This is a genomic window from Paenibacillus sp. XY044, from assembly GCF_002257645.1.
Lineage (GTDB): Bacteria > Bacillota > Bacilli > Paenibacillales > Paenibacillaceae > Paenibacillus_AQ.
This window is the reverse complement of the sequence record NZ_NQMO01000003.1, coordinates 499466-513054: the sequence shown is the minus strand read 5'-3', so window position 1 is coordinate 513054 and position 13589 is coordinate 499466. Positions and strand designations below refer to the sequence as shown.

General features: G+C 52.0%; 15 protein-coding genes. 4 read left to right on the top strand and 11 right to left on the bottom strand.

Annotated features, from left to right (window positions below; translation table 11 throughout):
• Positions 1–85: 85 nt before the first annotated feature.
• From CJP46_RS16020 to CJP46_RS15980, 9 genes are all read right to left on the bottom strand, one after another.
• Positions 86–835 (bottom strand): SDR family NAD(P)-dependent oxidoreductase, encoded by a 750-nt coding sequence (locus CJP46_RS16020; protein ID WP_094596593.1) that lies wholly within the window; start codon positions 833–835, stop codon positions 86–88.
• Between the two features lie 168 nt (positions 836–1003).
• The gene (locus tag CJP46_RS16015) at positions 1004–1435 is read right to left on the bottom strand and encodes a DUF2500 domain-containing protein (protein WP_094596592.1); all 432 of its coding nucleotides are present in this window, start codon (positions 1433–1435) and stop codon (positions 1004–1006) included.
• A 108-nt stretch (positions 1436–1543) separates the two neighbouring features.
• Complete coding sequence (locus tag CJP46_RS16010) at positions 1544–2815, bottom strand: WD40/YVTN/BNR-like repeat-containing protein (RefSeq protein WP_179281182.1); 1272 nt, start codon at positions 2813–2815, stop codon at positions 1544–1546.
• 176 nt (positions 2816–2991) lie between these two features.
• On the bottom strand, positions 2992–3594 hold the full coding sequence (locus tag CJP46_RS16005; protein ID WP_094596590.1) for a nitroreductase family protein: 603 nt from the start codon (positions 3592–3594) through the stop codon (positions 2992–2994).
• 180 nt (positions 3595–3774) lie between these two features.
• A complete protein-coding gene (locus CJP46_RS16000) occupies positions 3775–4191 on the bottom strand; it encodes an SRPBCC family protein (RefSeq protein ID WP_094596589.1) in 417 nt (138 codons plus the stop codon).
• Between the two features lie 45 nt (positions 4192–4236).
• On the bottom strand, positions 4237–4719 hold the full coding sequence (locus CJP46_RS15995; protein WP_143812982.1) for a hypothetical protein: 483 nt from the start codon (positions 4717–4719) through the stop codon (positions 4237–4239).
• A gap of 68 nt (positions 4720–4787) precedes the next feature.
• Positions 4788–5441: a TetR/AcrR family transcriptional regulator gene (locus CJP46_RS15990; RefSeq protein WP_094596587.1), complete on the bottom strand. Its 654-nt coding sequence runs from the start codon at positions 5439–5441 to the stop codon at positions 4788–4790.
• Between the two features lie 286 nt (positions 5442–5727).
• Positions 5728–6402 carry an SOS response-associated peptidase gene (locus CJP46_RS15985; RefSeq protein ID WP_094596586.1) on the bottom strand — a complete coding sequence of 225 codons (675 nt, stop codon included), beginning with the start codon at positions 6400–6402 and terminating at the stop codon, positions 5728–5730.
• 200 nt (positions 6403–6602) lie between these two features.
• The gene (locus tag CJP46_RS15980; protein ID WP_094596585.1) at positions 6603–7889 is read right to left on the bottom strand and encodes an adenylosuccinate synthase; all 1287 of its coding nucleotides are present in this window, start codon (positions 7887–7889) and stop codon (positions 6603–6605) included.
• A 107-nt stretch (positions 7890–7996) separates the two neighbouring features.
• Here CJP46_RS15980 and CJP46_RS15975 point away from each other — a divergent pair, with 107 nt between their 5' ends.
• Positions 7997–8875, top strand: coding sequence for a LysR family transcriptional regulator (locus CJP46_RS15975; RefSeq protein WP_094596584.1), 879 nt, complete (start codon positions 7997–7999; stop codon positions 8873–8875).
• Between the two features lie 63 nt (positions 8876–8938).
• Here CJP46_RS15975 and CJP46_RS15970 read toward each other — a convergent pair whose 3' ends face one another.
• Positions 8939–9553 carry an NADPH-dependent F420 reductase gene (locus CJP46_RS15970; RefSeq protein ID WP_094596583.1) on the bottom strand — a complete coding sequence of 205 codons (615 nt, stop codon included), beginning with the start codon at positions 9551–9553 and terminating at the stop codon, positions 8939–8941.
• 168 nt (positions 9554–9721) lie between these two features.
• On the opposite strand from CJP46_RS15970, the gene CJP46_RS15965 reads away from it, so the two are divergent.
• Positions 9722–10663, top strand: a complete 942-nt coding sequence (locus tag CJP46_RS15965; RefSeq protein WP_094596582.1) for a copper amine oxidase N-terminal domain-containing protein — start codon at positions 9722–9724, stop codon at positions 10661–10663.
• Between the two features lie 437 nt (positions 10664–11100).
• Here the strand turns inward: CJP46_RS15965 and CJP46_RS15960 are convergent, their stop codons facing one another.
• A complete protein-coding gene (locus CJP46_RS15960) occupies positions 11101–11676 on the bottom strand; it encodes a TetR/AcrR family transcriptional regulator (protein ID WP_094596581.1) in 576 nt (191 codons plus the stop codon).
• Between the two features lie 282 nt (positions 11677–11958).
• Here CJP46_RS15960 and CJP46_RS15955 point away from each other — a divergent pair, with 282 nt between their 5' ends.
• Together CJP46_RS15955 and CJP46_RS15950 are read left to right on the top strand one after the other, a co-directional pair.
• On the top strand, positions 11959–12966 hold the full coding sequence (locus tag CJP46_RS15955) for a tetratricopeptide repeat protein (protein WP_094596580.1): 1008 nt from the start codon (positions 11959–11961) through the stop codon (positions 12964–12966).
• A gap of 69 nt (positions 12967–13035) precedes the next feature.
• Complete coding sequence (locus CJP46_RS15950; protein ID WP_094596579.1) at positions 13036–13572, top strand: DUF1697 domain-containing protein; 537 nt, start codon at positions 13036–13038, stop codon at positions 13570–13572.
• Positions 13573–13589: the final 17 nt, after the last annotated feature.

Sequence of the window (13589 nt, the reverse complement as noted above, 5' to 3'; positions counted from 1 at the left end):
ACTAAATCGGGCAGGTAATATATTCCTTTTACATGGCTAAAGAGAAAATCTGGAAAGGATTAGTACCTTTTGATTAGTCGAAAAGTTACGGTTCATATATCATTTTGCGGGTCATGCCCCCATCGACAACGAGGTGGGTCCCGGTTACGAATGAATTGTCCGGATCTGCCAAATATAGACATGCACGGGCGATATCATCCGGTTTACCTACTCGTCCCGCCGGATGCTGACTGTGGTCCTCCTCCCGCAGGACGGAGTAGTCTCCCGTTTCGATCCATCCCGGGCTGATGCAGTTGACACGGATACCATCCTGCCCAAGCGACACGGCCATCGCATGCGTCAAAGCCACGATCGCCCCCTTTGAGGCGGCATACGCTTCGGAATTTGGCTCCGACATCAACGAACGGGTCGAAGCCATGTTCACAACGGATCCATGAATCCCCTTCTCCTTCATGATCCGGGCCGCTTCCCTCGTCGCCAGGAAGCAACTGCGCACATTGGTGTTCAGTACGTCATCCCATTCCTCCACCGTCAGATCGTACGGTGATTTCCAGCGCGATACGCCGGCATTGTTGATCACCACGTCGAGCCGCCCGTATTCGTCCAGCGCCGTCTGCATCAGCTGCTTGATATCTGTTTCGCTTCGCACGTCGCACGGGCAGAACACGGCTTGTCCTCCGTCCTGGCGGATGGCGGCCGCCGCTGCCGCGCCTTTTTCCTCGTGATGATCGCCGAGGACGACAAGTGCTCCGTGCCGGGCAAAAGCCCGGGCGACCCCTTCTCCGATTCCCTGCGCCGCCCCGGTCACGATGACGACTTTTCCTTCGAATGACATGACCATTCCTCCTTAAGATCTATTCTCGATGTCTCTATTTAACCTTACCGCAACCAGAGAATCAAGAAACGTCCATGCTGCACGGAGCTCAGAAAAAAAAGCGCCTGCGGCAGATCGTTCTGCCTCAGCGCTTGGATTCTTACCGTTCATTGATTCTTTTCCCGGAACCTAATGGTTCATGCTCCGGTAAGAGCCCGGGGTGCCTTCTTCGCCGGATACGCGCATGTAGCGTTGAAATCCCAGGTATCTCGTTCCCTGGAAGGTAAGGCGTCCGGCATCGCCTTCGGCGCATAAACCGTACTGCTCTCCGCTGACCGCAAACTCCATCCGGTCCCCGCTCTCCACTTCGAAAGTAAGGTAATAGGTCGTTTTCGTATGGCTGGATAGATGGTCATTGGTATCTTGATGTTGATGATGGCTGACCTGACTGCGTTTGCTGACAATCCGGGAATCCACTGTGAGCACGGGCTGCTTGTTGTTGCGCCCCCACTGCAGAATTCCTTTTCCGGCAGACAGTAGAATAATTCCGATAACAACGACAAAAAAGATCGGCATGACCTTTCCGAAGAAATCGAACATCCAGAAAGACGTATCTCCCATGCTCTTCCCCCTTCCATCCACCAGCTTCAAGCTTCACAGTGACACGCATAGCATGGTCATTAACAGTATATGCGTCGTTTTGAAGAACTTGATGCCAAACTTACGGGATCAGAGCACTTTCCAGGTAATTCCGCCGTCGATCGTCTGAAGGAGCCTCGATCGCATTTCGTCATTCTTCTCAACGAGTATCCAGCCGACGCGCTGGGAGCTAAACTGAAGCTTCCCGACTTCGGGATATTCATTCATTATACTGGTCAGCACCCGGCTTGCCGGCAGGGGCGTCCACGTCTTTCCTTGATCCTCGGTGTGATACAGCAGATTTCCGACCAGGGCCCAACCTTGCGTAGAATTAATAAATGAAGGGCGAAGCGACTGGTTTACCCCATGATTCCAACCGAGGTTAAAAGGGACGAACGTCCACGTCTGACCTTGGTCCGTCGTGAAAAATCCGTTGTATTTTGATGAATCTCCGACCTGGCAGCCGACCGGAATCCAGCCTTCTGTATTGGACGTATCGAAAAATTCAGGGCTTGACGGGATAAATCCGCTGCAGGCTGCCAGCTTGTCCCGGTTAAAAAAAGCCGGCCCTTCATTCCACTCACTGCCCCCATCCTGTGTATGGTACAGCTTAGGGACCCCCAGTTCCTGTATCATCGTAAAGCCTTTGGATGGACTGGTGAAGGTCATTCCCCTCGCATAACCGAGCGGTGGAATCGCTCCCTGCGTCGACGTCTGGTTGCTGCTGATATAATTGTGCATCACCATCTTCCATTTGGCTCCGCCGTCTTCGGTTGTATACAGCGTTTTATTCTGCTTGCCTGTCGACGATTCCGCCGTTAACAGAATCCAGCCGACGGTATTCGAATCGAAAAAGATCGAGGACACTTTATTTTTGTCCGGGATGGAAGCTATCTTCCAGGAATTTCCACCATCCGTCGTATGGAGAACAATCGTCTCTGACGTACCGGATGCGCTCCGGACCAACCAGCCGTTCATCCGGTCCTTAAAATAAAGGTCTCTTCCATATTTTAAATTGTCGGGAAATTGTACATTGGAAGCCGGCGAGATGTTGACCCATGTTTTTCCGTTATCTTCCGTCAGGTACATCCGCAGCTCATTTCGCGTCAGCCCCCACGCGATGCCAGTCGTTCCGCTGAGGAGCTGGAAGTCCGTCAAGCGGGTCTGTATTTGGTATTGGGATTTATCTTCCGCAGCGGACTTAGCTGATTCTGTCGGCACCACGGTCAGCGTTTGTCCCAGCTCAGCAGGCTCGGGACTCGGGACAGGCACGGACGCGGGCTCTTCCTTCTCTGATGTGCAGGCAGAGAGCAATAAACAGAACAGGAGACCCATGCCCGTCCATTGTTTCCACCGTTTCATTCTCATTCCTCCTTCGCTGAGGACCTTTACATGCAAGTCGTCTTCTAAAATAAATATTATAACATAAAGAGGTCTTCGCGCCAGTCGGACACGATTGGTATGCACTGGTACACAAAAACACCCGGCATCCTCATAAAGGACCTCCGGGTGGCATTTGCTGCAAATATCGCAATAGATTAGCGAATCACTTTGACGCGCTCCTCGATCGGCTGGAACTCCTTATCTCCCGCCGGCGCCGTCGGCTTGCCGAAAGGCATTTGGGCAATCAGCTTCCAGGACTCAGGCAGGTTCCATTCTCCGCGAACGCGCTCATCGATCAGCGGGTTGTAATGCTGAAGCGAAGCGCCGAAGCCTTCTAGCTCAAGCTGCGTCCATACGATCAGCTGCACCATCCCGGAGGTCTGGTTGGACCAGATCGGGAAGTTGTCGCTGTAGGCAGAAAATTGATCCTGGAATTTGCGGACGACGTCCATATCTTCAAAAAACAATACGGTACCATATCCGCTGCGGAACGAGCCGATCTTTTGCTCGGTTGATTTGAACGCCTCCGGGTTGTTGACGACCTCGCGCAGAATATCCTCCGTAATATCCCACAGTCGGTCATGGGGTGACCCGAGAAGAACGACCACGCGTGAGGTTTGGGAATTGAACGATGAAGGTGCGTGCTTTACCGCGTCCTCCACGATTTCCTGAATTCGCTCATCGGTGGTCACGTTCTGTTTACTGATGGTATAAATGGACCGTCTTCTCTTTAGTGCTTCGATAAAATCCTTGGACATCGCTGCTTCTTACCTCCATGTTGAATATATGGCAAAAATGTGCCTGGACCAAGGAATATGTACTTTGGCCGTTACCGGTTAACTTTCCCAGCCCCCTTTTTAAATATGCGGATCGGCCGGGATCATTTGCATAAACGACAGGTCCACCCGCATGAATCACGAATGGACCTGACGGATTGGCTACAAATTGTTCTGCGCTTCGGATTCGATGGTCCGCTTCATGACTTCGGCACCCCGATCGACACGGATCTGAATTTCCGCTGCCAGATGGTCCGGCAAGAAATCGGTGATCCACACGAGACGGCAGCGACTGCCGCTGTTCTCGAACACCTGAAACGAGGCATGATGGTGCAGCAGCGGCATTTTCGTTTCCACGACGGCATAAGCCATTCGTCTCAGTTCATCATTCCGGGTAACGATCAGCTCTTTTACAATATTGCCGTTGCTGAAATGAATCAGCCGGTTCACCCCGTCAAAATGCGTCTCAGCCGTGTAATCCGGCACGAACCGCTTATGCACGGCTCCGACGTCACGGACGACATCCCAAACGAGTTCCGGAGCTGCTTCTATCCAAATTTCTTTATAAATCGTTGCCACTTGTCATCCTCCTCCATTCCATTTTTTGGTCAAACGGGCATTTAATTAAATGAGGCGTATGAATGAATCCGGATGATTCCGAATATATCTGCTGATCCGCTGAATGGTGTCGTCGAAGGCAAGTCTGAATTGTTCGTATAAAGGAGAGATTTCAGGATGAGGGTTCGCAGTATTCGTGTCCGAAATAATAACGCTTCTTTCCATTACATCTTTGGCGTCGCTCAGGAGCCGGATGACTTCCGTTTCGCCGAAAAAATGCAATCCGCCGTGAACTCCCTGCCAGTATCCAGGAGTATCGAGTAAATAGCGGATCCAGCCTTGAAAGTCCGGCTCCGACTGGCACGCAGGGTACAGCAGTCTTATCATGAAAACTTGCTGCTGATCAGGACGGAGCGACCGAATCACGCTTGCCTTATCGGCAGCATCTCTTCCCTGTACCGCCCTGACGGCCGGCTCGACACAAGCCAATAAAAGTTCTGCGTCCGGTAACGCATCGAATGCCTGCTTCTTCATTTCCAATAACATCAAAATATCACTCTCCTTGCCTTCATTTTATTTTTGACTGATTTATAAGTCAATATAAAATGCAAAAAAAATCAGCCCCCTTTGATCAAGGAGACCGCTGATTCTACAATTTGATCGAGCATCTCTGTGAGCTTCGTTGTGATCTCCGCATCCGGCAGACTTTGAGCTTCCATCTCTTGTTTGGATTGGTCCAAATAAGCCATCCCCTGGCTCACCGAACCCCAAAACTGCATCGCCATTAAGTGTGCGTCACCCTTCCGGATCTCGCCATCTGCGATTCCCCTGTCAATCGCCCGAGTCATCGGCAGCATAAAGCTCTTCACCCAATCAAACGGTGAAATTTCATCCGGCGTATAGAGAAAATGGATGTCCAGGCTGATCCGCATGTAAAAACGGGACATGACCGGATTCTCCATGACACGTTCGCAAACGATTCGTGCGTAGGATTCAAGCAGCTCGGGCACCGGCAGATCCTGTGCAAAAAAAGCATCCGTATACCGCCGGGATTCCTCCATCATCGTTTCATACAGCGCTCTGAACAGGTTCTTCTTATTTTTAAAATAATAAAATACAAGTCCATGGGCAAGCCCCGCACGATCCGCAATATCGCTGACTTCGGAAGCCGCATAACCCTTCTCGACATACACGCGCATAGCCGCCTGCAGTATTTCCTGCTGCCGCTGCCTGCGGATTTCCTCATTTTGTTCTTTGGTACGCGGAGACATTGTAGGTCCACCTTTTTTCATTGACTTAGATAGATTGAACAAAAAGTTTTTGAATTGAACATCCTATGATAACGGCCAAATATGGCTATAACATTCATTTCTTTAGTTCATTCTATATAGATACTAGTCGAAATTATAGGAGATGTATTCCGGGTTGTCAATTTGGCGGAAATCGCTGGTAAATCCAAAAAATCCTTGGAGCTGAGTCGGCACGAAAAGGCGTTGGATCTCCTTCCACTGCTCAGCCGCAAGGATTTTTCATGAGCAATAATAGACTACGATCAATTTAACGCTTCACCCAGGCCCGCTCCAGGTCCATTTCCTGGATGCATTCCTCCGTGTCGTGCGCGTCGTTGTCGATGAGCGGCGTTACCGCGTATAGATGCATTTCTTCCGCCGTATGCGTACGGAGAATCGGATTCAGCGCGTCGAGTTCCATCGTATGTTCATCGAGCCAGCGGTCCATGTCCCCGGGAGACAGAATCGCCGGCATCCGGCTGTCGAATTCACCGATCAGCGGGTTGGCATCCGTCATGACCAAGGTGCAGGTGCGCAGCGGTTCCCCCCGCGTATCCCGCCATATTTCATACAAACCGGCCACCCCGAACATGCCGCGGTTTTTCAACACTACACGGACGGGATAAGACTTCTTGCCTTCCTTTTTCCAATAATAAAACCCGTTGCAGGGGATCACGCAGCGCTGCTTGTCCACCATTTTCCGGTAACTGGGGTTCTGGTGTACATTCCGAAGATCCGCGTTGATCGCGTCTTTCCCCCAATAAGGGATAAAGCCCCAGCGGAATTCGTCCAGGATTCGCGCCCCGTCCTGCTGGAGCACCACCGGCATATGCTGCGTCGGACTAATGTTGTAGCGGTTTTTATAGTAGTACATCACCCGGTCGATTTGAAAATGCTCCTGAACCTCCGGCAGCTCGGCGGCCATGGAAAAACGTTGACACATGAAGCATCAGCCTCCCTTTATCCCGTATTGTTTGCCATTGGAGGGAAATTATTCATGTGCCGGCAGCTTCCACAACAAAAAAACGGCTTCCCCTTCTCTGAGGGAAAACCGTTCTGATTCATCGTTACTCGGGAAACTAAGCCGGAATCCTGGGCTGGTTCTCGGCTGTAAAATCTACTTCCTCCACATATTGTGAAGCTCTACAGATCGCGTGAGATCAGTTGGTCCCTTTTAGGTCCCACGGAAACGTATTTTACTTTTACTCGCGTAGCCACTTCGATCACATCGATATACCGCTTCGCCGCCTCAGGCAGCTCTTCAAAGGAACGAATACCGGTAATGTCACAGTTCCATCCCTTGAAATGATGCAGGACCGGCTTGGCCTCGTCCAGCTTTGCGCTCACCGGAAACCGGTCGGTCACCGTTCCGTCTGCAAGCTGATATCCGACGCACACAGGGATTTGGTCCAGGTATCCGAGCACGTCAAGATTCGTTAAGGCAATTTCGGTAGCTCCCTGAATCATGCAGCCGTAGCGGGTAGCTACCGCATCGAACCAGCCCACGCGTCTCGGGCGTCCGGTTAATACGCCGTATTCGCCCGCATCGCCTCCGCGCCGGCGCAGCTCCTCCGCTTCTTCACCTGCTAGTTCGGTAACGAACGGGCCGGCACCGACGCAGCTCGAATAGCCTTTGACCACGGTCACCACTTGGGAAATCGCATACGGCGGCAGGCCGGCACCGACCGGCGCGAATCCCGCCAACGTTGAAGAGGACGTGGAGAACGGATAAATGCCGTGGTCCGGATCCCGCAGCGCTCCAAGCTGTCCTTCCAGCAAGATGCCTTCCCCTTTCCGGTAAGCCTCATTCAGCATTTGGGTCGTATCGCACACGAAGGGACGAAGCTTCTCACCTTGCTCCAACAAGGCAGGCATCAGATCCTCCGGTCCTAGAGGCCGATGGCCGTAGAGGTGTGCCAGCAGAACATTTTTAGCTTCCAGCATTTGTTCCAGCCTGCGCCGAAGTCTTTCTTCGTCGTACAGATCGGCCACCTGCACGCCGAGCTTGGCATATTTGTCTGCATAAAACGGAGCGATCCCCTGCTTGGTCGAGCCAAAGCTGCGTGACCCCAAACGCTCCTCCTCCAGCTCATCCAGCAGCCGGTGGATAGGCAGGACGACCTGCGCACGATCCGATACGGCCAATTTCGGCGCGGGAACGCCTCTAGCCAGCAAAGCTTCCCGTTCGCTCATCAGTACGTTCACGTCCAGCGCCGTGCCGGGTCCGATCACATTCGTCACATGCGGATAAAATACGCCGGAAGGCAGCATATGCAGGCCGAACTTGCCGTATTCGTTGATGATCGTGTGCCCGGCATTGCTTCCGCCCTGATATCTCACCACGTAAGATGATTTGGCTGCCAGCACATCCGTCATCTTGCCTTTTCCTTCATCGCCCCAATTGGCTCCAACAATTGCTGTTACGGTCAATAGTCTAGCCTCCTCTTGTTTTCCTTTACACGGATCATTATAATTTGGGTGAATCTCATAAGTAAAATTGATATTAATAATGATCTATATAAAATGAGGTAATGACTATGAACATTCAAATGGAATGGTACCGTGTTTTTTATTGGACAGCCAAGCTCGGCAGTTTGACGAAGGCGGCGGAGCAGCAGCATATTACCCAGCCTGCGGTCAGTCATACGTTAAAACAATTGGAAGGCGCTCTGGGCGGGTCTTTGTTTTTCAGAACGGCGAAAGGAGTTACGTTAACCGCGGAAGGTGAAGTATTGTACGGCTATGTGGAACAGGCCATGCAGATGCTGGACATCGGGGAGAAGAAGATGGCCGAGATGCAAAATCTGCTGCTTGGGGAAATCCATATCGGAGCCAGTGACACTTTGTGCAAGCACTACCTGCTGCCATGCCTCGAGCAGTTTCATCAGGAGTATCCGGAAATTCGGGTCCATGTCACGAACCGGACGACACCGGAAACGATCGCTTTGTTAAAAGAAGGAAAAATTGACTTCGGGATCGTGAACCTGCCCGCGGACGATCCCAAAATCGATTTTCGGCCAAGCGCGCCCCAGCAGGACTGCCTTGTCGGACATCCGAAATATGCAGAACTGGCCCGGCAGCCGCTGCCTTTGGAGGAGCTTCACCAATACCCGCTGCTGCTTCTGGAGCCTGGAGGAAGTACACGGCGATTTCTGGACAGCTATGCCGGGGCTCATGGCACCACGTTTCATCCGGAATTCGAGCTTGGCAGCCTTGATCTCCTGGTGCAGTTTGCCCAGAGCGGATTCGGGCTTACCTTCATCACGCGCCAATTCATCACCGAAGAATTAGCCTCGGGCAAACTGGTGGAAATTCCTTTGACACCCTCGGTCCCGCTTCGGCACATCGGTATTGCGACGCTCAAAAACGTTCCTCTTTCGGCTGCATCGAAACGGTTCATTGCGTTTTTGTCGTAGTTGGTAACAAGTGCAGCATGGAAGTTCGATCACGAATAAGACCTGACGGAGTCGCGCCCGGATTTAAGCATCGATGGATTCCCGCCGGAGCACGCGAATGCCAAAGTCACGTCCGAACTGGGGCGACAGTGCCTGCCACAGCATCCCGATCCCGGTCTCAATCCGCTCCATGTTCCCGGAACCGCCGACATCCACCGAATCCAATCCGATGTCGCGGGACAACCGGGCAACGGTGTCTTTTGCTTCGGTATCCTCCCCGCTCAAAAACACGGTGGCGTTGCCCTCCTCGTACCGGGGCTTAGCAAGCACTTCCCAGGGCAGAGTATGGAAAGCCCGGACGACCCTGGCCCCCTGCACCAGTTTTCGCACCTCCGTATCTGCCGACTGCCCATCGAAACGGTTGGTGCAATTGATCAAAATTTTGCCGGTTACAGTTCCGGCTTCCTCCAGCACCCTTTCCACTTCGTCCGGCATGACTGCGAGCAGAATGACTTCACTGAAAGCAGCCGCTTCCCGCACGGTTCCCGCCTGTGCCTGTGCGCCAGCCTCCTGAAGCAAGGCTTGAATTCTCCCACTGTGTGGATCGCGGGTGCCGAACATCACCTCATGCCCCTGCGCTGCCCACTTTTTCCCGAGCGTTCCACCCATGTGGCCCGTTCCGATCACGCCAATCTTCATCGAAATTCTCCTTTGCGTGGATTTTTGGAATCGAGGGGGAGCATGCCCCCTCTCTCAGGCATTCTAACCGCTGGAGTCGTCTCCAGCGCAAGACTTTCTAGCAACTTTTCTAACGCGGGTAACCTCCTCCCCGATTTAGACGTCTTAGATAAAAAGGAGTGACTTCGTATGAAAAAGTTCATTTGGGCGATCTCTGCGGCATGCTTGCTCATGTCAGGCTCGTCCGCCTACGCGGCAGTTCCGGACAAGGTATATATGGAGAATGTTGAAGTTCCGGATGCAGCACCTGTGCTGAAAGACGGGCGAGTGTTGGTTCCCTTGCGTACCTTAGCCAATTCGATCCAGGCATCGGTATCCTGGGATGCCAAAACCCAAACAGCGACCGTCCACAAATGGTCGGAGAAGGTTGTCATCCCGCTCGGTAAAAACGCAGCTGTGGTGAAGCAAGGAACTTGGTCGACCAAAATCAAACTGGATGTGCCTATGCAGAGGATTCACAATCAGATGTATGTACCGCTGCGCTTGTGGAGCGAATGGCTGGGTTACCGCTTGGAGGTGAAGGGCACGGCGGTATCGTTTCAGTCGCCGCTGAATCCGATGCAATTGACGGTGCTGGATTCGGGTGACTTGGCCGACGCCCGCCGGATGATGCTGGACATGAACAGTCGTCTGCATTATGAGCATGAACGCTTGGACAGCCAGCATACTTCCGAAGGGTTCAGTACGATCTATCTGTTCCCCAGAGGGGTGGGCACCCGGTATTACGTCATCTACGACAACCTGGTTTCTCGAATCGAGCTAAAGGGTGGTATGCAGATCGTCACATGGCAGGCGCACATCTCGCCGGGTGAGAGGCCGGTTGAGGAGCTATTCGCTCAGCAGAAATTTACGGACGCTACCGGACCGTTACCATGGGCGGATACTACCTATTTTTATTACCGAGAAGGCAGCATCGTGAACATCAATACGTTTACGGCGGGGCGACTGGATCCGGATGGAAAGCTGTCCAAGCTGGGCTATAAGCAGACGCGGGACGGAGAGATCCAGCAGCAGTCCGGATCCCTTACACTGAAGCTGCCCGATGAGGTCCGGACAGATGTGAAGCACTGATCGCTGTATTTTCTTGAATGTAGGCATTTTTCAGTGCAATTGGGTAAAGTGCCATTGGTATCCCCATAAGTAGGCTATCATCGAGACAAATAGATGCAGATGCATCTATTTTCATTAATTTAGAGTGAATGGCAACCATTAAGTGCAAAAGTGCATCTAATTTCACCAGTTTAGGGCGAATATGCGCAAATAAGTGCAATAATGCATCTATTTCGGCCATTTTTCCGATTTTCAGCCCAATTTAACGGTTTTAAATGCACTTTTGCAGTTATTAGCCCAATGTGCAGGTGTTCAACGATACAAAAGTCCAGTTTTACGTTATTTTGTTTAAGCCCGCTTCAGCCTTTCATAAAATCGGCCCTTTTCGATAAAATAGCTACCTTGGCTTCGATTCATGCCGCGAAGGGACTTCGAGGGACTGAGACCTCCTTCCTCCTCTACCTTCTCCCCCCGTCCACCACGGACAAAATAACATCTGCCATCTGCTCCTCAGACAGGACCTGGGGCTCCCTAGCCCACTGGATGGCCGGACCCAAAATAGCCCAGCTGACAACGCTTGCCCGAGCGTTAAGCCGTAAAGGATCCTCATTCGTGCGATCAGGTTCATTCCTCATCCATTCAAAGATATACCGGGTTAGTTCTTTCCGGATGGTCTCCTCCAAAATCGAGACGGGTACTCGGCTGGAGGGCTGCCGGTGGCCATATTTTCCCTCAAAGCACTGAAGAACGGCAATAATGATTCTTCTCGCCGTTTCGCGGTTCCACTCGGTATTCGGCGGAACGGTATTCAACAGCAGCTTGCCGAAATTGTCCCGGATGACGTGATCCAACAGCATATATTTATCTGTGTAATGGATGTAAAACGTCCCGCGGCTCACATTCGCCCGTTCCGCGATGTCCTGTACGCTCATGGCGGAAAATCCTTTTTCCCGGATCATCTCAACGAATCCCTGACGGAGCAGCTGACGCGTTCGCTCAATTCTGCGATCACCGTTTTTATCGGTGGATGCCATATCTGTCCCTCCCTTTTAGTTGGAGATCGTTGATGTTCAGTAACCTAATGCTGAACAACTTTTTCTTACTGTTCAAAACTGAACACTTGCTGCGATTTGTACATAGTTCATTTCCTTGCGCCGATCTAAAATGATCATATCTCAACTGACCTTAGCAAAGAAAGAGATACCGTAGTGTGGAGTTGACTCGACGGCCTAAGCCGAACTCGAGTGAAGCTACGCTCAGTACGGAATGGAAGAAATCCCGTGAAAATTCACTCTCAGCTATGGAAGGGGAAATCTATGATGGAAAAGTTTGTAGCGGACGCAGTGCATGAAACGCAAAGTGATCTTAACGGCAGCTTCGTCACTCCGTTAAAAGAACTGATCGAAATCGCCAAGATTTACTTTTGGAACGGACGGTCCAAGGAAGCGCAGCAGTTGCTGAATCAGCTTCTGCCGATTACCGCCATCCGGGAAGCGCAGCACCTGAAGCTTCCGGTTTTGCTTCAGCTTGGCAAAATAAAGGCTAACGAATACGTCTATACCAACACCGATCCCGAGTCTATGTTTTCCGTATTACATGAAGCCCGGCAGCTCGCAGAGCAATCCCAAAACCGGAAGAGCCTGGCGGATGCGCTAAGTTCCCTTGGAACAGCTCACTATTTTGTTGATCTGAATGCGAGTTCTGCGATCGAAAGCGCTGCGGGACAATACAAGGAAGCTCTGGGATACCATGAGCAGGCATTGCAAATACGGATCGAACTTCAGGATAACCGCGGCGCGAGCGAATCGTATTTCCAAATCGGTACCGTGTACGAACGCTGGCAAAAGAAGGATCTGGCGCTGGATTTCTACTCCCAGGCAGTCCGAATCGCAGAGGAGCATCATTTTCTGTATGAGCAATGCGAGCCTGCCCGCCACTTTGCATTCCATGCGTTTCAATCCGGAGACCTGGACGAAGCGTTAAAGTTTGCACAGCAGGCTTTAACGCTGCGAGAAAAAGCAGGGTTCAAGCCACACTTGCCGCTGGATCATTTGCTGCTGAGCGATATTTACCTGAAACGCGGCCAGATAGAAACGGCTCGGCAGCATGCCGAAACCGCCACCCGCTTGGGCGAGGAGATGGGATATCTAAGAGCCGTTTCCTCCTCCTGCCTCACCCTTGGCGATATTGAACTCGCAGAGCAAAGGGTTGATGCCGCCTGTACCTATTATGAAAAAGCTCTCCGCTTAGGGCAGGAGCTCCGGCTCCCGTTGGCCGTTCACAGAGCAGCGGAGCGGCTGAAGAGGTTGGGCGACCGCCACTAAAGAATCCACAGCGGAATTCCAGTAAATGTATGTTATACTGGGTAAAAAACGAAACGGGGCGGCGGATTTATGACGGTGTATATCGCACTGCTGCGGGGCATTAACGTGGGCGGACACAATTTGGTGAAAATGACCGAGCTTAAGAAGATGTTCGAGGACATGGGCTTTCACAAGGTCAAAACGTATATTCAAAGCGGGAACGTTTTGTTTCAAAGCGATGAAGAACCGCATGGACTGAAGTCCAAAATTGAGGATTTTTTGGAAAAGGCGATCGGCAAGCCGGTATCGGTCGCCCTGAAATCCGCGGAGGAAATGCAGCAGATCATCGCGAGATGTCCATACGACGCCTCTGCTTTGGGCGAAGGTGAAAGCATCCACGTCTCGATTCGCACCGAACAGCCCAGCCAGGAAGCGCTGGACAAGCTGGCGGCCTTCGACAAAGGCGGGGATGACTTCCACACCGACGGCGATGTCGTGTACCTGATGCTTCGGCAAAGCATCCGCGACTCCAAGCTTGCCATTAATTTATCCAAGGTGGGCGTTCCCGCCACGTCGCGGAACTGGAACACGATGAACAAGCTGAACGAGCTGGCCAAAGCGTTGTAAGCGGGCTATCCAGGCAG

Bases quoted from the DNA above. Each gene is read 5' to 3' on its own strand.
- CJP46_RS16020 (WP_094596593.1), bottom strand. From the start codon at position 835: ATGTCATTCGAAGGAAAAGTCGTCATCGTGACCGGGGCGGCGCAGGGA.
- CJP46_RS16015 (WP_094596592.1), bottom strand. From the start codon at position 1,435: ATGGGAGATACGTCTTTCTGGATGTTCGATTTCTTCGGAAAGGTCATG.
- CJP46_RS16010 (WP_179281182.1), bottom strand. From the start codon at position 2,815: ATGAAACGGTGGAAACAATGGACGGGCATGGGTCTCCTGTTCTGTTTA.
- CJP46_RS16005 (WP_094596590.1), bottom strand. From the start codon at position 3,594: ATGTCCAAGGATTTTATCGAAGCACTAAAGAGAAGACGGTCCATTTAT.
- CJP46_RS15990 (WP_094596587.1), bottom strand. From the start codon at position 5,441: ATGTCTCCGCGTACCAAAGAACAAAATGAGGAAATCCGCAGGCAGCGG.
- CJP46_RS15985 (WP_094596586.1), bottom strand. From the start codon at position 6,402: ATGTGTCAACGTTTTTCCATGGCCGCCGAGCTGCCGGAGGTTCAGGAG.
- CJP46_RS15975 (WP_094596584.1), top strand. From the start codon at position 7,997: ATGAACATTCAAATGGAATGGTACCGTGTTTTTTATTGGACAGCCAAG.
- CJP46_RS15970 (WP_094596583.1), bottom strand. From the start codon at position 9,553: ATGAAGATTGGCGTGATCGGAACGGGCCACATGGGTGGAACGCTCGGG.
- CJP46_RS15965 (WP_094596582.1), top strand. From the start codon at position 9,722: ATGAAAAAGTTCATTTGGGCGATCTCTGCGGCATGCTTGCTCATGTCA.
- CJP46_RS15960 (WP_094596581.1), bottom strand. From the start codon at position 11,676: ATGGCATCCACCGATAAAAACGGTGATCGCAGAATTGAGCGAACGCGT.
- CJP46_RS15955 (WP_094596580.1), top strand. From the start codon at position 11,959: ATGATGGAAAAGTTTGTAGCGGACGCAGTGCATGAAACGCAAAGTGAT.
- CJP46_RS15950 (WP_094596579.1), top strand. From the start codon at position 13,036: ATGACGGTGTATATCGCACTGCTGCGGGGCATTAACGTGGGCGGACAC.